Origin of the sequence: Adonisia turfae CCMR0081 (assembly GCF_011009555.1) — a bacterium.
Classification (GTDB): domain Bacteria; phylum Cyanobacteriota; class Cyanobacteriia; order Phormidesmidales; family Phormidesmidaceae; genus Leptothoe; species Leptothoe turfae.
In genome coordinates this window covers 641,729-658,106 of record NZ_QXHD01000003.1, presented here as the reverse complement: position 1 = coordinate 658,106, position 16,378 = coordinate 641,729, and the positions used below count along the sequence as shown (strand labels likewise).

At 46.8% G+C, this 16,378-nt stretch carries 14 protein-coding genes; 6 read left to right on the top strand and 8 right to left on the bottom strand.

Features of this window, described 5'->3' with window-relative positions:
* Window positions 1-18: 18 nt before the first annotated feature.
* A complete protein-coding gene (era, locus tag DXZ20_RS03495) occupies window positions 19-951 on the top strand; it encodes a GTPase Era (RefSeq protein ID WP_163659143.1) in 933 nt (310 codons plus the stop codon).
* 14 nt (window positions 952-965) lie between these two features.
* Here era and dnaB read toward each other — a convergent pair whose 3' ends face one another.
* Together dnaB and rplI are read right to left on the bottom strand one after the other, a co-directional pair.
* Window positions 966-2,315, bottom strand: coding sequence for a replicative DNA helicase (dnaB, locus tag DXZ20_RS03490; RefSeq protein ID WP_163659144.1), 1,350 nt, complete (start codon window positions 2,313-2,315; stop codon window positions 966-968).
* 443 nt (window positions 2,316-2,758) lie between these two features.
* Window positions 2,759-3,211 (bottom strand): 50S ribosomal protein L9, encoded by a 453-nt coding sequence (gene rplI / locus DXZ20_RS03485; protein ID WP_163659145.1) that lies wholly within the window; start codon window positions 3,209-3,211, stop codon window positions 2,759-2,761.
* A gap of 433 nt (window positions 3,212-3,644) precedes the next feature.
* Here rplI and DXZ20_RS03480 point away from each other — a divergent pair, with 433 nt between their 5' ends.
* Window positions 3,645-4,214, top strand: a complete 570-nt coding sequence (locus DXZ20_RS03480) for a hypothetical protein (RefSeq protein WP_163659146.1) — start codon at window positions 3,645-3,647, stop codon at window positions 4,212-4,214.
* Window positions 4,215-4,430: 216 nt separating this feature from the next.
* Window positions 4,431-5,774 (top strand): sensor histidine kinase, encoded by a 1,344-nt coding sequence (locus tag DXZ20_RS03475; protein WP_250565581.1) that lies wholly within the window; start codon window positions 4,431-4,433, stop codon window positions 5,772-5,774.
* Here the strand turns inward: DXZ20_RS03475 and DXZ20_RS03470 are convergent.
* The 4 genes from DXZ20_RS03470 to DXZ20_RS03455 form a co-directional block, all read right to left on the bottom strand.
* Window positions 5,751-6,389, bottom strand: a complete 639-nt coding sequence (locus tag DXZ20_RS03470) for a response regulator (protein ID WP_163659148.1) — start codon at window positions 6,387-6,389, stop codon at window positions 5,751-5,753. The two genes, DXZ20_RS03475 and DXZ20_RS03470, sit on opposite strands and share 24 nt — an antisense overlap.
* A 63-nt stretch (window positions 6,390-6,452) precedes the next feature.
* Window positions 6,453-6,755: a hypothetical protein gene (locus DXZ20_RS03465; protein ID WP_163659149.1), complete on the bottom strand. Its 303-nt coding sequence runs from the start codon at window positions 6,753-6,755 to the stop codon at window positions 6,453-6,455.
* 90 nt (window positions 6,756-6,845) lie between these two features.
* Window positions 6,846-7,613 carry a hydroxyacylglutathione hydrolase gene (gloB, locus tag DXZ20_RS03460; protein WP_163696424.1) on the bottom strand — a complete coding sequence of 256 codons (768 nt, stop codon included), beginning with the start codon at window positions 7,611-7,613 and terminating at the stop codon, window positions 6,846-6,848.
* A 46-nt stretch (window positions 7,614-7,659) separates the two neighbouring features.
* A complete protein-coding gene (locus DXZ20_RS03455) occupies window positions 7,660-8,025 on the bottom strand; it encodes a DUF2834 domain-containing protein (RefSeq protein WP_250565580.1) in 366 nt (121 codons plus the stop codon).
* A gap of 95 nt (window positions 8,026-8,120) precedes the next feature.
* Between DXZ20_RS03455 and DXZ20_RS03450 the strand changes: the two genes are divergently transcribed.
* Together DXZ20_RS03450 and DXZ20_RS03445 are read left to right on the top strand one after the other, a co-directional pair.
* The gene (locus DXZ20_RS03450; RefSeq protein WP_163696421.1) at window positions 8,121-8,948 is read left to right on the top strand and encodes a helix-turn-helix domain-containing protein; all 828 of its coding nucleotides are present in this window, start codon (window positions 8,121-8,123) and stop codon (window positions 8,946-8,948) included.
* Between the two features lie 431 nt (window positions 8,949-9,379).
* Window positions 9,380-9,820: a Clp protease N-terminal domain-containing protein gene (locus DXZ20_RS03445; protein WP_163696419.1), complete on the top strand. Its 441-nt coding sequence runs from the start codon at window positions 9,380-9,382 to the stop codon at window positions 9,818-9,820.
* A 444-nt stretch (window positions 9,821-10,264) separates the two neighbouring features.
* On the opposite strand, the gene DXZ20_RS03440 is transcribed toward DXZ20_RS03445, so the two are convergent.
* Both DXZ20_RS03440 and DXZ20_RS03435 read right to left on the bottom strand, forming a co-directional pair.
* Window positions 10,265-11,191: a DMT family transporter gene (locus DXZ20_RS03440; protein WP_163696417.1), complete on the bottom strand. Its 927-nt coding sequence runs from the start codon at window positions 11,189-11,191 to the stop codon at window positions 10,265-10,267.
* Between the two features lie 211 nt (window positions 11,192-11,402).
* Window positions 11,403-12,371: a sulfotransferase family protein gene (locus DXZ20_RS03435; protein WP_163696415.1), complete on the bottom strand. Its 969-nt coding sequence runs from the start codon at window positions 12,369-12,371 to the stop codon at window positions 11,403-11,405.
* A gap of 698 nt (window positions 12,372-13,069) precedes the next feature.
* Here DXZ20_RS03435 and DXZ20_RS03430 point away from each other — a divergent pair.
* Complete coding sequence (locus DXZ20_RS03430; protein WP_163696413.1) at window positions 13,070-16,369, top strand: LamG domain-containing protein; 3,300 nt, start codon at window positions 13,070-13,072, stop codon at window positions 16,367-16,369.
* Window positions 16,370-16,378: the final 9 nt, after the last annotated feature.

Below are 16,378 nucleotides of genomic sequence, written 5' to 3'. Positions count from 1 at the left end.
TAGAGTTATAGAATAAGTATGGCCATTGATCTGGGGGGAGCCCCAACACCTCCACCGGGGTTTCGTTCCGGATTTGTTGGGATTGTGGGACGTCCCAATGTGGGAAAGTCAACGCTAATGAATACGATGGTGGGGCAAAAGATTGCCATTACTTCGCCCATTGCCCAGACGACGCGCAATCGCCTGCGTGGGGTGATGACGTTGCCGGAGGCGCAGGTCATTTTTGTGGATACCCCTGGTATTCACAAACCCCACCATGAGTTGGGCAAAGTGCTGGTCAAAAATGCCCGCATTGCCATCAACTCTGTGGATGTGACGTTGTTCGTGGTGGATGGTACCAGCGAGTTAGGTCGTGGTGATTTGTTTATTGCAGATTTGTTGAAGCGTAGTGAGGTGCCGGTTGTTCTAGGTATCAATAAAGCTGATTTACAGTCTGAGACTAAGGCCCAGATGATTGATATTAGTTATCAAGCGCTGGCTGATGAGAATGGCTGGCCTGTGTGTAAATTTTCAGCGGTGACAGAGACAGGGCTGGCGGCTTTGAAATCAAGCTTGATCGAACGACTAGATGCTGGCCCTTATTACTATCCACCTGATTTAGTCACCGATCAGCCTGAGCGTTTTATCATGGGCGAGTTAATTCGTGAGCAGGTGTTGTTGCATACCCGTGAAGAAATTCCCCATTCTGTTGCTGTAACGATTGAAACAGTTGAGGAAACGCCTAAGATTACCAATGTACTGGCGACAGTTTATGTAGAGCGCAAGTCTCAAAAAGGAATTCTCATTGGCAAAAAAGGGTCGATGATGAAGACAATTAATACAGCTGCCCGTGAGCAAATGCAAAAGCTCATTGCTGGCAAGGTGTACTTAGAGGTGTTTGTGAAAGTGCAAGACCGATGGCGGCAGTCGCGATCGCACCTGGCGGAACTTGGCTATCGAGTTGAAGAGTAAGTGAGGAAGTTCTCCTATGAATTTGGTTTAGCAAGGTTTCTAAAGAGAGTATATTGGGGTTCAAATAACAATTTTATGGTTCCTGTAGGACCATTACGGTGCTTAGCGATGATGACTTCTGCGAGACCTCGATCAGGGGTGTCAGGGTCGTAGTATTCTTCTCGATACAGCATCATAATTAAATCTGCATCCTGCTCGATAGATCCACTTTCACGAAGATCGGACATCATGGGGCGTTTGTTGGTACGCGACTCTACGCCACGACTGAGCTGGGAGAGAGAGATAATTGGCACATTGAGTTCTCTGGCAAGCCCTTTTAGCGATCGCGTGATTTTAGAGAGTTCTTGGACTCGGTTATCGCTACTGCCTTCCATCAGCTGGAGGTAGTCGATCAGGATAAGTCCTAAGGCACCACCATTTTCAGCTTTAAGACGACGGCATTTGGAACGCATCTCGGTGACTGAAATATTGGGCGTATCATCGATAAAAATGGGGATTTGAGACAGAGAGCTAATGGCATGTCCCAAAGGTTCCCACTCATGCTGCCCAATGCGCCCAGTGCGTAGGCGACCACTTTCAATTCTGGCCTCTGCCGATAGCAGACGATACACGAGCTGCTGTTTGGACATCTCCAAACTGAATATAGCGATGGGTTGCTTGTGTCCGCCTGCGATATTGCGAGCCACGTTCAGGACAAAGCTTGTTTTGCCCATGGCCGGACGTCCAGCAGCGATGATCAGATCAGATCGCTGAAACCCCTGAGTCATGGCGTCTAAATCGTAAAACCCACAAGATAGACCAGGCAGCACCATGCCCATGGAGCGCTGTTCGATATCGTCGAAGGTTTCAGTCAGGATGTCAGATGTCGCAGTGAGCCCTTGCTGGGGACGCTCTTGGGTAATGCCGAAGATCTTTTGCTCAGACTGGTCGAGGACCATTTCGATGGCAGTTTCAGTTTCATAGCCGAGCTGGGCAATTTCACCCCCGATTTGGATCAGTTTACGGCGGGTGTATTTATCCATGACCAGTTTGGCGTACTGGTCAATGTTAGCGGCACTGATGGTGCGGTCAAACAGCTGGGCCAAGCGGGCTTGCCCGCCAGCTTTTTCAAGCAAGTTGTGATCTTTGAGCCAGGAGGCAACGGTCATCAGGTCAGTGGGTTTGCCCTTAGCCTGTAGTTCAAGGGTAGCTCGATAGATTTCGCGGTGACTGGCAATATAAAAGGCATCGGGGACCAAAATTTCAGTAACACGACCCATGGCCTCTGGGTCCAATAAAATACCGCCTAAGATAGCCTCTTCAGCGTCGATGTTCTGAGGTGGTAGGCGATCAAAATCTGCTTGAAACTTATGTTCTTTAGCCATGATGACCTTCAGGCAATATGGTGAGGGGAGCTAAAAGAGGGGAGCGGCAAGCGGCATGAAAATATTTGAAGCGCATGCCGGATAGTTACGTAGCAGTCTATGCCACTCCCTGTTTATCAGTATCTTAGCCATCCACATCTAGCGTCAAGGGTGATTACAAAACGCTATAGATAGAGAAGATAACAGGGAAAACGAGTATTTATAACCTGGCTACAGGTTTTTTAGTTCATTTGTATTATATGCGCTTTGCCCTGACATGATCTAGTGTGTCAGAGTTCTCAGGGGGCTTTTGCAAAGCATTCATCCCCTTTCATAGTTAGTTCGCGTACGTTGGTTGCCCATAAGGAAGCCCTAGATTTGATGAGCAACCTAGGGCTTGATCGAATGATGAGTGCATTGTATTGCAGGCATTTAAGCGCAATGCCTGCAGTGGGTTAGATAACCTAAGCAACCCGTAGCCGTAGTTCTGCAGTGACTTCAGCGTGGAGCTTAACCAGCACAGTGTACTCACCCAGCTTATTGATGGGGGGAACATCAATATCGCGCTTGTCGATGTCTTTACCAGTGTTGGTCTTGATCAGCTCGGCAACTTCATCAGCAGTGACTGTACCGAAGATTGCCTCATTTTCGCCCACCTCTTTCTTGATGGTGAAGAGACCGATGGTTGCGATCGCAGTCTTCATGGCTTCAGCATCTTGCTTAATCTGCTCAAGGCGCTGACGCTCCTCTTCACGGCGGCGCTCTACCTGTTTGAGCACACCGGGAGTTGCCCGATACCCCAAACCACGAGGCAATAAATAGTTGCGAGCATAGCCAGGAGCTACTTCGACGAGGTCGCCTGTCTTACCTAGCTTGCTAATATCTTGACTTAGAACTAACTGAACCCGTTTTGCCATAATGATTCTGCTCGAGCCCAGATAAAGCGCGCTTTGAGTACGTTTTGGATGCAATCCTTCAACGTAAAAACGGTTTATGTGGCCCAGTCTCCTTCTTTGACCCGTAATAAAACTAGTGCAGTCTAACATTCTATAGACTCAGGTCCGCCTGAGGCAAATTTAAAATACGAAGTGACGAGCCTGGCACTTTTTGAGGTGTGGAGTTATTAGTCAATTGGTTATTAATACCTGACTTGGATCAGCTCTAGGGTGGTACAGGTGTTTGTTCATGACCACCTTTGGTAGAAGACTGTATTCCAAATCAACAAGCACTGGCTCAATCACCCGATTGGGTGAACCGGTTGGGCGTAGTGATCATTAGAGTCTCAAAACTAATCTATAGAAACGTTAGGTAGCCCGATGTTCCGACCGACTAGTTTTGGAGACTAACTTTATGAGTATGCATAGATCTCGATTGATCCGTCGTCTAATGATGGAAAGTGTGATTGCCTTGAGTGCTATAGGAGCTGTGGGCATGCTGCCTGGCATGCCGGTTGCTGCCTTTGAACCTGTGGCTCCATGGCAACTTGCCCAAAGTTCTTTATATTCATCATCACCAGGACGTTTTGAGATCGCATTTCCCACACCTCCAGACGTCACCACTGAGGATGATGACATTGAAGGGGATCCGGTTGCAATCCATATCTTTGAAACGTCTAGTTCTAACAGTCAATATATGGTTGCGTATTCTGATTTGCCCACCACTTTTCTGAGCCAAGGGTCAGAGGTTGTTCTCAATAATCTAAGAGACTCATTTGAAGACATTGACCCTGCAGTTTTAAAGGCTGTAGAAGTGAACGTTCAGCTGGGGGGGCACCCAGGTCGGCGCTATCGCTATAGCCATGATGAAGGAACCATTGACATGCGTTTCTATCTTGTCAATGAGCGTGCCTATTTGCTATTTGCTATTGACGATAATGAGACAGATGTCGATCGGTTTATCAGCTCATTCGCGCTGCTATAAGTTGTTGGCTCAAGGGGGATGAAATGCATGACATTTGAAGTATGCTGTGGGCGTTGCTGAGCCTTGAGAGGAGTTAATCTGACAATGCTGATTCAGGGTGATTTTGTCCTCGCTTCATCCCTTCAATTAGCAACGGTATGCTGTGAATTTCATGCCTGGATACGTTAGGTTGAGTTTGATTTGAGAAAATATAGGCGTTAGTCGTTTTTGGATGCCATGTTACATTATGCGCGCGCTTGGTGGCGTCACTACTTTCCTCCACACGTTGAGTCACCTAGTGTATTGAGCGTTTATAAACAGTGGCGACAACAATTTTTCCATCAACGTCTGAGACTGTTGATTTGGCTATTGGTATTTGTGCTGGTCAGTTTTGTCTTATTTGAGACTTGGGTCTGGTTAACGGTGCCGGACTATATGGAACGGAATGACTTTGTGATTAATGGTGTGATTGGATTCGTGTTTGCCGTAGCACTGGGTCTACAGATGCTCCCATGGGGGAAACAACATCCAGGGTTAATCTTCTGGGGAATGTCAGCTGGAGTAACGCTTTCATTGCTGACTGCGTCCTTAATTGGCGGTAATATAGATGATTCTGACATCATCCTGTGGACCATGGTGTTTTTAGCTCAGTCGACCGTGGTGCCCGTGCGATGGCAACTGCATTTGCGATCGCAACTAACGCTTTTAATTCCCCTAACGTTGCTGATCACAGTTGCCTTTTTCAATGTAGAAAACGCAGCGGAGCGCTCTAACTTAATTCTGGGCTCGGTGGCCGCTTACATTTATTTGTTATGGGTGTGTTTTGTGGCAGACTTGTCTGTCTACCTCTACGAGCGATTACGCTACAAAGAGTTTGAAGCGCGGCAAGAAATACAAACCTTTTTGCATGCCGTTTCCCATGACTTACGTAATCCTGTAACGGGTACTCAGCTATTGCTCAAAAGCTTGTTAGCCCAGCCCGGAGACACAATTGCGATGCCTCGCACTTTGCTAGAGCAGATGCTGCAGGGGGGAGATCGTCAGCTGGTCCTAATCAATAGCCTGTTGGAGGCTCACAATAACAATTTAAAAGGTCTGGTGCTACAGCGACAGAATGTCTCGCTATGTTCTCTCGTTGATGCAGTTTGTCAGGAGGTGGCTCCACAACTACAAGAATCGAATATTATGGTGGCTAATCAGCTGTCTCCTGAGTTGCCAACCATTGCTGGTGATATGACTCAGCTGTGGAGGGTGTTTCATAATCTGATTATCAATGCCTTAAACCATAATCCACCAGGTATTTCCATATGGATTAAGGCTTCGGTGGAGTCTCAGCCTCAGCCCCATATACGTTGTTCTGTGCGGGATAATGGTGTGGGCATGACAACTGACCAATGCACCCATCTTTTTAGCTTATATTCCCAGGGACATCGTCGGCGTCATTTGAGCATTGGCTTAGGATTACACATTGCACAGCAGATTGTTGCTGCCCATGGTGGCACCATCGGTGTGGAATCTGACTTGGGGGCAGGCAGTACTTTTTGGCTAACGTTGCCCTTAACTAACCCAACCCCTTCTTAGGGCTAATACGGCTGCTTGCACCCGATCATTGACTACCAGTTTGTTCATAATGCCCTTCACATAGGTTTTAACCGTGTTGGTACTCAGAAACAACTTCTCGCCGATTTCTGGATTGCTATACCCTTCAACAATTAACTTGAGCACTTCCAGTTCGCGGGCCGATAGGGGATGATCTGGAATCGGAGCTGGTGGCTGGTGGGTTAAGCAGGTCACCACCTGCTGGGCAATTTGAGGATCTAGATAAATCCCTCCGCTGGCGGCAACGTTGATGGCCTGCATCAGGGTATCGATATTGGTTCCCTTAATGCAGTAGGCGTCGGCTCCGCTAGAGAGAGCGGCGATCACTTCAGTTTGATCGGTATGGGAGGTGAAAACCACAACCCGAATGTTGGGGAATCGCTGTTTAATTTCTTGTGTAGCTGCGATGCCATCCATGCGGGGCATGCCTACATCCATGAGGACAACATGGGGCTGTTCTGATGCGGCCATGGCCACACCTTGATAACCATCACTGGCTTCACCAATGATGGTTATCGTCTCCTTGTGCGCAAGGGAATGGGTGAGACCCAGACGCATCATGGGATCATCTTCGACAATCAAAATATTGAGCGGCATAGGACCATGTCACCTTGGTCGTGTGGGTTGAGAGTGGTCTGCCTCTGAAAGGCTGAAGCTTAGCTACCAAGTATAGATGAGGGATGTTCCCGTGCTGAAATAGCGGCTGTGTAGGGAGACGCTAAATATTTTGGGCGAGAAGGGTGATGTGGATTGTGATCGCACCCCATTCACTACAGAGTTTGAAGTGTCAGGCTCTGTCGCGTCCATACCTGTCATACCGCCAGCTGTAGTGGCAGTGGGTTGCCAAGCAGTCAGTTGCCACAGGGAAGATTCAGCACGGGAGATGTGCAGGGGAACAAGCCAAAACGCAGTGAGGGCTATGCCACCCAGCATTTTGATAGCAAGGGAGGGGGCCAATGTCATAGGGAAGTGTGTCTACGCATTATGTCCCTAATGTATAAATTGGCGTCCGGCCTGACATCCCCCAACTAGATCACCCGATTGGGTGATGTGCTAGAACATATCTTTCATGCCACGAATACGCCCAAAAACGCGGGCAGGCTCTTTCATCTTAGCGGTTGCCTGGAGTGCGGGTTGGTCCCAGCGCAAAAAGGGATTAGTTTTTTTCTCAATACCTAGCCATGAGGGGACTGTGGCCTCCTGACGTTTGCGGGCTACTTGTACCTGTTGATAACGGTCTTGCAAATCTGCGTTTTGCCCATCTACGGTCACTGCAAATTTGAGATTGCTGAGGGTATATTCATGGGCGCACCAAACGCGCGTATTGTCTGGCAGCTGCCGTAATTTGCTCAGAGAATTGACCATTTGGGCTGGGGTGCCTTCAAATAGTCGTCCACAGCCACCGGCAAATAGGGTATCACCGCAGAATAATTCTCCCGGCTGATGCGCTTCAACCGGGGCAAAATAATAGGCAATGTGGCCTTTGGTGTGACCAGGCACAAAGAAGACTTGGCCGGTGCGTCCACCAAATGTGACGGTATCACCTTCGTGGAGGAATACTGTTTGGCCAGGAATGCGATCTCGATCAGCTTCACTAGCGTAAACCGTTGTGTTAGGAAATTTAGCCAGTAGTTCACGATTACCCCCCACATGGTCACCATGGTGATGGGTGTTGAAAATAGCGATGAGTTCAGCACCCAATTCCTCAAGCTTACTTAAGACAGACTGCGCTTCAGTTGGATCAACAACGGCTGCCCTAGGTCCATCCTGAAGCAAAAAAATATAATTATCTGACCAGGCGTTGAGGCGATGGATTTGCATACTAGAAGTGGAAGCGCTACCACCTCTAGTATGACGGAAAGCTTCTCTATTGACCCAGGCTACCTAGCTGCCGCTCTCGCATATATAGAAAGAGGGGTAGAGAGCAGGACAAACCCACACCCAAGGTGCAACCTAAATAGAGCCATAGCCAACGTCGGGATAGGCCAATTCGCGATAGTTCGAACCAGGCGAAACAGAAAAAGACCAGACAAGAAATAGATAAGTCAACGGTGAGGGCGATACCCACTGGTGTAGAAAATGCTTGGGCAAAAAACTTTGAGGCTGAGGCAGTCCCTGAGAAGAGAAACTGATCCAGAAATATCCAAGGCAGGATGCTACCGATAACAGTTAGCGTCAGATACAGTTTGCACCTTAGAGGTCTGGATTGCTGGATAGAGATAGTGCTCATCATGAGTTTCCGTAGCGGTGATTGCACCGATTATGGCCTGCCCACATAATAGAAACAATTACCTTTGAGGTAATCGAATTAGTGAAACTTTGAAACTGATGTCAGCAGCGCCGTTCACAACATTGCTGAAATCCTGGCGGAAGCAGCGTGGCTTTAGTCAGCTAGCGCTAGCGCTAGCCAGTGATGTATCCCAGCGGCATCTAAGCTTTTTAGAATCGGGGCGTTCCCAGCCCAGTCGAGAGATGATTTTGCGACTGGGAACGGTTTTAGAAATACCGTTTCGTGATCAAAATACATTGCTAACGGCAGCCGGGTTTGCCCCTGTTTTTGTAGAGAGCGACTTATCTGCACCGGAGTTAGCACCGATTCGTCAAGCACTGGATTTTATGCTGCGCCAGCAGGAGCCTTATCCGGCGATCGTGATGGATCGCTATTGGAATCAATTGGAGAGTAACCAATCGGCGCAACGTTTGTTGACATATCTGATTAAACCGGAGCAGCTGATGAACTGTTGCTCGGCCAGTGGGCAGATAAATTTAATGAAGGCGATGCTCCGCCCGGATGTGTTGCGGCCAATAGTGACTAATTGGGAAGCTGTGGCTGCTGTGTCAATCCGTCGGATCCATCGTGAGGCAGTGGCCGCTGGTGAAAATAGTCTGTCTGAGCGTCTGTTCCAGGAAATGTTGAAATTCCCTGACATCAAAACTCTTTGGCAATCAAACGATTATGAATCTTGGCAGGTGCCGTTGTTAACGGTCAAGTTTGAGAAAGAAGGCACTACCCTGGCATTCTTTTCCACTCTGGCTACGTTAGGCACACCCTACGATATCACCCTACAAGAGTTACGCATTGAGTGCCTGTTTCCAGCTGATGAAATCACAGCAGAGAAGATGCATGGCCTGGCAAAGGAGCAGGCAAATAAATAACCTAAGCGTTACTGATCCTCCTCTAAAGCAACAACGGCATCACTTAAATGGTGGCCAATTATCACTTTGGCTCATCATAGGTGTCATTTCTTTTTAGAGTGGATATAATTGTTGCTGAGCTGCTCATGGAGGTAGAGCTGCTAAGTACTTGGTCGTAAGTGTTAGAACATAGGCTGTTTAGCACTTTTGAAAATATTAAGGAACGTCACTGCTAGAAAGTGTGGCGACCTATGCTCTGAGGTTGCCCCTTAGCATAGCGTTATAACGCTTGAGAGTTGGCTGAGAGTTTGTGTTTAAAATTTTGTTCATTTTGTTGAGCACTGCTTACTACAGCGATAGCTTATGTTGCCATCTTGTCGGAAATTGTTTGGAGGATATTGGCTACTGTCTATCCAATGTCAACTGTTGTCAATCATTTGGAGGTTTAGTTTATGTTTGAGCGGTTTACAGAAAAGTCCCGTGCCATTATTGTTCAGGCTCAGGATGAGGCTAGGAGAATGGGACACAACTTTGTTGGTACAGAACAAATACTGTTAGGGATGTTGGCAGACGGTGACAATGCAGCTGCTAATGTTCTCTCAGAACGAGCGATAACCCTGGAAGATGCACGCCAAGAGGTGGAACAGATTATTGGTCTTGGGACAGGATTTATAGATACGCAAATTCCATTCACCCCTAGGGCAAAGCGTGTGCTAGAGATCGGTCTTGAAGAAGCTAAAAAGCTAGGTGATGAGCACATTGAACCCAATCACCTATTGCTGGGCATCATCCTTGAGGATGGGGGTGTTGCAGCTGTAGTTGTTAAAAAGCTAGCCAACTCCTCGGATAATCTGATTGAAAGTATCTACAGAAAGCTTTCTGGCCCAGATTGATACTCTTAGATAATTTATTTTTTAAAACACAACAGCACCCAAAACAATCAACTGAAGAATTCTTCTAAATTCAACAAGACTTCTTAGAGTTGTCGTATGTAAGGTGAACCTACTATAAACAAAACTCTCTAGTGCCAGTAAGAAGAGATATCAGTGATTTGTTTGGGTGCTGTCTTTGATCCGTCAAACGATTCTATCGAGATATCTATCGTTAGACCTCCTTTCGTTTGGACCATGGGCCTTTCAGCTCATGTCCTTAGAGTATGTCGGCAGTGCTTCAATATCTCTGCTTTGATACAAACGTTAATGTTGTTTTTGTCACTGTTATCCTGATTAAGCAGTGACATAACTCTATGGAGACTGGGGTTGATGCCATGGTGAGCGGTGGAGCCATCATCTTTGCAGGAAGATTCTCAGCTATCGAGAGAAAGGATATTGCCGTATCTACCCTCTATTCTGCCAATTCACGAGCATGATACCGGATAAGACAATCACACCACCTACCAATGAAACCAGACTCGGTATCTCTCGTAACCATAGCCAAGCAATAAACAGAGCCGCTACAGGAATGAGCGATAGGTAACTGCCAGCTTGGGATGCCGGAATCTTAGAAAGCACATAGGACCAAGCAATGTAAGCAACTACCCCTGGAAACAACCCCATGTAAACAACTGATAGCGTTGGCCCAAAGGGCGCATGCAGTGTAGAAAACACAGCATGGGGTGCAAATAACACTAAGACTAGAGTACCTGCCCAGATAGCATAGGTCGTAAATTGAATTGCAGTGTAGCGCTGTAATAACGGTTTTTGGATGACTGAGTAAACGCTGATGCAAAGCGTGGCCATAAACACCAACAATGCTCCAAGGGAGAACTGTAAACTGCCGCTACTGGCAAGAGAAATGGTGGCTACACCAGCTACACAAAGGCTAATCCCGCACCAGCCTGCTTGAGTAAGCTTTTCACGATAAAACAGTGATGCCAGTAAAGCGATAATGCCAATTTCTGACGAAATAATAAAACTGGCCATGCCAGCAGACACTGTTAGTTGGCCCGCATTTAAAAACACATTGTAAAGAGTAAATCCTGTGATCCCACAGAGACTGAGCAGCGGCCAGTCTTGTCGACGTGGTAATGGCATTCGTTTGAGAAGGGCATAAACTAACAGGATTGCAGATGCGACTAGGTAGCGTAAAACAGCTACCTCTAATGGGCTGTAGGCTGTTAACGCAACACTAATGGCGGGAAAAGCTGAGGCCCAAAGCAATATCGCGCTGAAAAGGGCTGCCATGACTAATGCACTGGGACGTTTAACAGGTTCACTCGCCTGAGGGCGAGGAGTCGCATGATAGAGCGGCTGTGATAGCACCATGAAGGAATTAACTCCTACGGTCAGAACAGCAATAGCTTAAATGCAATGTCCCTCACAAAACAATCTATAACTTTCATCGCATTGCTTTTAAGTTTTTATTAGCTAAAGACATCGGGAGCAGACGTTCTTGTGTTAACTCAGACGGCGTAGTTCGATGACCTATCCTAGCTAAGGCTCTATGGAGGTTGTTAGTGACTGACTCTGCCAAAAACTAGCTTGATGCAATTGTAGGATAATTGTGCAATTCAAAGTAGGGCGTTAGTCGTTGGATGATGCGTTGTTGGTGTTGTGCCACTGTTGGTATTAACTGGGTAGGTCGCTTTTTGATCAGTGAATCATAGTCGATAGCCACGTCTGGTTTGACGTCTAGAAAGTCAAAAATCTTTTTCAGTGTGGCTTGGGGCTGTTCACAAAGATCTTCAAATCGGATAGACACATAGACCGAGTCTGGCAGACTCTGAATGTTACTCATAAAATAAGACGTAGACGTCAAAGATTGTTGCAAGACTTTATTGAGGCCGATACCCAAGTATGGAAAATACATGATGCGGTAAATCAGCCGAAAAAGTGGATTTTTGAAGATCTTGTTGTATCGGTTGGAAACAAGTCCTGTGTAGGCATTCCACTCAGAGAGGACTTTATCCACTGTTTTGAGCTTTGAGTTGATTACATGGATGGGATTGCGGTGGATAAAGATAAATCTTGCATTGGGTATGGCCTGGCGAATATAGAGAAAGTGAGGATAGCACCAGGGATTTTTGAGCAGAATGGGTTTACCAGAATCGGAGATGCTCTGGATCTTGCGACAGGCTTCTAAAAACTTGGGTAAGCTTGCATCGTTGATATAAAGCTCGTGTCCGGCATTGCGAATAATGAAGCCATATTCTTCGGGTAGTTCTGGAGAAACGGGGACTGCATCGAATTCGCGATCGCTAATCCCTAATTGCCTAAACTCTGTCTGTAGTTCTTGATATTTTTGTTTTTCAAGATGATTGAAATGGTTATGTAAGATCTCGTTGTACTTGATAATGTGATAGGCCGTCACCACATTAAAGTATTGTGTCGATGCTAGAGTCTGGTAAAGCAGAGTTGTTCCTGAGCGATGATCGCCAAGAATAAAAATTGGCTGAAAATTAATCTCCTGTATCTGATTGAGATAAGGCTGATCTAAAGGATTCATGAGTGATGCCCCCAGATAAATGTGTCCCCAGATTATATTGAAGAGGGTTAAGATTTTTGCTTCGTTAAAAGGGCTTTGCTCAGAGCCTATGGTGTAGTTTCACAAGATTATTAAAAATGACAATGACCTGAAGACTGGCTCAACACTAGCCTACAGGTATTTCTAAATCTGTGATTTGAAATACGTGTGACAGAAGAAAATCAATAAATAATGTCGCTCTAAAAGCTTGATTTTATGCGGATATGCCGCATGGAGGCAATAGATCGCTGCAAACCTCCAATGCCTGAAGGATGTATAGAATGTTGTTTTTGATGTTTAAGCTCTTACCACGAGATCCTGTTGAAATATATATTTCAACACATTATGATTAACCTGTAATAAAGGAAATACCACTGGTATTTCAGCAATCTTCGTTTTTAATAATATATATCCTTTTGCTAAATTGATTTGCCTTAGATTTTCTTAATTAAACTAACGGAAGTAGATTGACCTCTTTTTATGGGTTGATGCGGGTGCTGCATGTTACAAAAACATGAAGAATTATGGCTGCTACTTTGAATGCATCAACTACAGTGGATATGCTTGCAAACAATAAGTGGTTTTACTAGAGCAGCATCTTTATTAAGTTTTATTGGCTCACGGCGATGCTGGTGAGCTGGCTTTTCGGTAACTTTCTCTGTTGTTGTTGAGTTGAGTTTATGTCAGATGTGATTGGCCAAGGTCGCTTGGTGGTGACAAATCCTGCTGCGCCAGAGAGTGCCAGGCATTTTGGGGTTCAAATCAGTCAGCTGCAAATTCAGTTTTATGATCTATCTGACAACACTCAATTGACCGCATTAGAGTGGTGGGCGCTGGTTCAGGAAAGTTTGGGCGGAGCTGCCAATGTGCAAGTGCCAGGGCATATTGTCTTGACGGGATTGCCAGCCACTCCCAGCCCAGCTTTCGTAGATATTTCTGTAGGGGTTAGTGATGTTGCAGGGCAGTCAGTATTTACATTAACGGTGCGTCAGGCAGCTCCGTTTGGTGTGAGCCCAAGTGGTCATGTAACGTTTCAAGATTTAGATCTCACCTTCACTCAAATGGCTGCTGATGTTGCAGTATCTGGAGGTCTTAAGGTTATATTGTTGTTCGATCTTTTGGAACAACCAGTGGCTCTGATTCCTGCATGGGACGATGGCCAATTAGTTTTCAATGCGACGGGTCCCAAGGTTTCAGTGGGCCAGGTTGGGGTGATTGAAGAGACTGAAATTACGGTGAAAACCCTTGCCCATCCGTGGCCATCTTTGCAGACGTTATATTCATTTGAAGCTGTTTCTGGGAATATCATTCGTGATGCGTCGGGCCAGGTGGCGATTGATTTGACGGTGTATACCCCTGATTTGGTCACCCTTGAACGGGGTGCTTTGCTTACCCAGGCAGATACTGAGATCGCAACCGCTCCCCGTGATGCGAGACAACCATTGCCTGCTCCTCGACCTGTGAGGCGACTGATTCAGGCCTGTCAAGATACCCAAGAAATTTCTGTGGTGCTGTGGTTTAAGCCGGCGCTGCAAAATCAAAGCGGTCCAGATCGTCTGATTACATTATCGTCAGATTTTTCCGAGCATAATTTTCTAGTTGGCCAACAAAAAGATCATTATGTGGTGCGTCTGCGGACAACTGTGACTGATAAAAATGGTCGAATAAATAAAGAAGATGTGCTGCACTCCCCAAATAAATCTGTTCAACTGCGGCCTACATGTCTAGTGTTTACTCGTTCTATGCCGATAGCAGGAGAGCCTAACGCGTATCTATATCTTGATGGCAAGCCGGTTGACTCGGCTACTGTCGGTGGTGATTTTAGTACTTGGGGAGATTTTGAACTTGCGATCGCAAACGAATTCAAAGATCCCAATCGTTCCTGGCAAGGAGAATTTTATCGCATTGCTGTTTACAACAAAGCGCTGACTCCAGAGCAGGTACGCCAACTTTACTATCCCCAGGTACTGACAACAGGGGCCCTCAGGTTAACCGATATGCCAGCACCATTAGATCAGCCCCTGGCAACGGAAATCGTATATGAAGATGAGTTCAGTTTGATTCAATCAAAGGCAACGACACCTCGGTTGGCAACCCCCCAATTTCAGTTTGATCGCATTACCCTCTCCTGGAAAAAGGTCGGTCCCAATCCTTGGGCATTAGAGCAAAATAGCAGTGCCGTAGAAGCCACACTTTGGCAACAGAATAAGTTCACCCTAGGTACCAAGGATAATTCGGGCCAACCAGAACAGTTTTTACCCTTAATTCCGCAGCCTAATCAGCCACTCACATTTATTTTGCAGGATTTAGGAGAAATCACCGTTGAGAACTTTGAGCTACAGCCCAGTAGTTTTGACAATCGACCTCAGTGGGAGCTGATTGCTGATGTGCGGGAGTCTGAGATCAACTTGCCAAGCATTAACCGGCCCTTTGATTTCAAAACAGACTTTAAGCTTACCGATTTAGATCTTGTCATTGAATACGTGGAGGACCCGCTGCGAGCTGTTGCGGAAGATCGGGTGTTGCTAACGGGCAATTCTCTTAACCGCGCCTTTAATTTCTATGGACACTCTATCGAAGATCAGTTTGTCCTACGTAGTGCCATCCTCTACCAGTTACCCTTTAGTCTGACGCTGGGTCCCATCCATGAGCCATGCACAACCGTAGTCGTGGCTGATCAGGTGAAGGTCTGCCCGACACCAGGTTGCCGTCAAATTATGAGTTTGGATACTCTGATCGAGCTCAGTGGTGCCGGATTTGTGGCTACTGTCAACGGTACCTTTCCCTGGGAAGATGAGTTTGGGCGACGTCAGGTACTCTCGGTACCGGAGTTTACAACATTTACCATTCCCCCTACGCCCAATGCTTTACTTGCTGAGGCCACAGCACAGCTCAGTCGCTATGCCAACGAGGTTTTTGCTCCAGTTGTTCAATCTAAAGAAGATTTTTATATCATTGATGTTTCAGGTCAGTCGGTACTAATTTATGGGTCACAGGCAAGGTTCCCGGAAACTCAGACAACCATTTTGTCCACTGTCTTGCGTGGCGTCGAAACTATTAAGTCTGCCCGTGGACTATTTGAACTGATTCAGTCTGAGCAGAATGCACAATTGATATTGTCCTTATCCGGACGGTCTGACAGTGAGATTGCTAGCGATTACGATAACTTTCTAGGGCAGCTATCGAATCGTTCTGTGCGGCCCTCTAGTTTTGAACAGGTTAGACGACGACTGGCCAAACTGTTACCTGTGCCCATCACTCAGGCCCTGCAATATGTTTATAGTTACGATGCGCAGACAGTAGATCTAGTAGGCGGTATGCGTCTACGGGTTGAATACCAGAATTATCAGTTTGTGCATCCTGTGGATAGAACAGCTGACACGGGTTTTGTTAGTAGTGGGACAGCTTATTACACCCTGCATTTTGAAACGGACGGTGCACAGGATTTTTTAGGGTTTGATCCGTTTTTGTCAGCTGTGCCAACGGCGGTGGAGTCTACCAGTCAAGCGACCAGTGGTTTAGTAGATCTGTTGCGACCAGGGAATCGTAAGGCCTTCTATCGGTTGATGTATCCGGATGAGTTTCTACCGTCCCAGGGACGCATTGGGGCAGAGCGAGTGGCGTTGTTGATTGGGGCGAATGATTTCAACACGTTAGAAGAGGCAACAACCTATTATCGCAATCCCAGTGCTGCCAGGAGTCAACCGCCAACGAATATTGCATTGGTCTACTTCCGGGGGCGAGCCACCGTGGTGCCTGAGATTGCTATTTTTGTGCAAGAACAGCCAGCCTATGTGCCGGTGGGCACCACCTTGCGGCAAGTGGCGGAGCGCTATGGCCAGGCGGCTTTACGAGCCAGACCTCAACGGTTGGTTTATGAAGGGGTCGAGAATACACCAGACTATCGGTTTATAAATCTGGGAAATAATACGAATGCGTTGGATCTACCGCTGTTGCAGGGCGATCGCATCTACTTTTAGGGGGAAACA

Coding starts and splice junctions, on each gene's coding strand:
- DXZ20_RS03480 (WP_163659146.1), top strand. CDS start 3,645: ATGAGTATGCATAGATCTCGATTGATCCGTCGTCTAATGATGGAAAGT.
- DXZ20_RS03475 (WP_250565581.1), top strand. CDS start 4,431: ATGTTACATTATGCGCGCGCTTGGTGGCGTCACTACTTTCCTCCACAC.
- DXZ20_RS03430 (WP_163696413.1), top strand. CDS start 13,070: ATGTCAGATGTGATTGGCCAAGGTCGCTTGGTGGTGACAAATCCTGCT.
- DXZ20_RS03440 (WP_163696417.1), bottom strand. CDS start 11,191: ATGGTGCTATCACAGCCGCTCTATCATGCGACTCCTCGCCCTCAGGCG.
- gloB (WP_163696424.1), bottom strand. CDS start 7,613: ATGCAAATCCATCGCCTCAACGCCTGGTCAGATAATTATATTTTTTTG.
- DXZ20_RS03470 (WP_163659148.1), bottom strand. CDS start 6,389: ATGCCGCTCAATATTTTGATTGTCGAAGATGATCCCATGATGCGTCTG.
- DXZ20_RS03450 (WP_163696421.1), top strand. CDS start 8,121: ATGTCAGCAGCGCCGTTCACAACATTGCTGAAATCCTGGCGGAAGCAG.
- DXZ20_RS03455 (WP_250565580.1), bottom strand. CDS start 8,025: ATGATGAGCACTATCTCTATCCAGCAATCCAGACCTCTAAGGTGCAAA.
- rplI (WP_163659145.1), bottom strand. CDS start 3,211: ATGGCAAAACGGGTTCAGTTAGTTCTAAGTCAAGATATTAGCAAGCTA.
- DXZ20_RS03435 (WP_163696415.1), bottom strand. CDS start 12,371: ATGAATCCTTTAGATCAGCCTTATCTCAATCAGATACAGGAGATTAAT.
- DXZ20_RS03445 (WP_163696419.1), top strand. CDS start 9,380: ATGTTTGAGCGGTTTACAGAAAAGTCCCGTGCCATTATTGTTCAGGCT.
- dnaB (WP_163659144.1), bottom strand. CDS start 2,315: ATGGCTAAAGAACATAAGTTTCAAGCAGATTTTGATCGCCTACCACCT.
- DXZ20_RS03465 (WP_163659149.1), bottom strand. CDS start 6,755: ATGACATTGGCCCCCTCCCTTGCTATCAAAATGCTGGGTGGCATAGCC.
- era (WP_163659143.1), top strand. CDS start 19: ATGGCCATTGATCTGGGGGGAGCCCCAACACCTCCACCGGGGTTTCGT.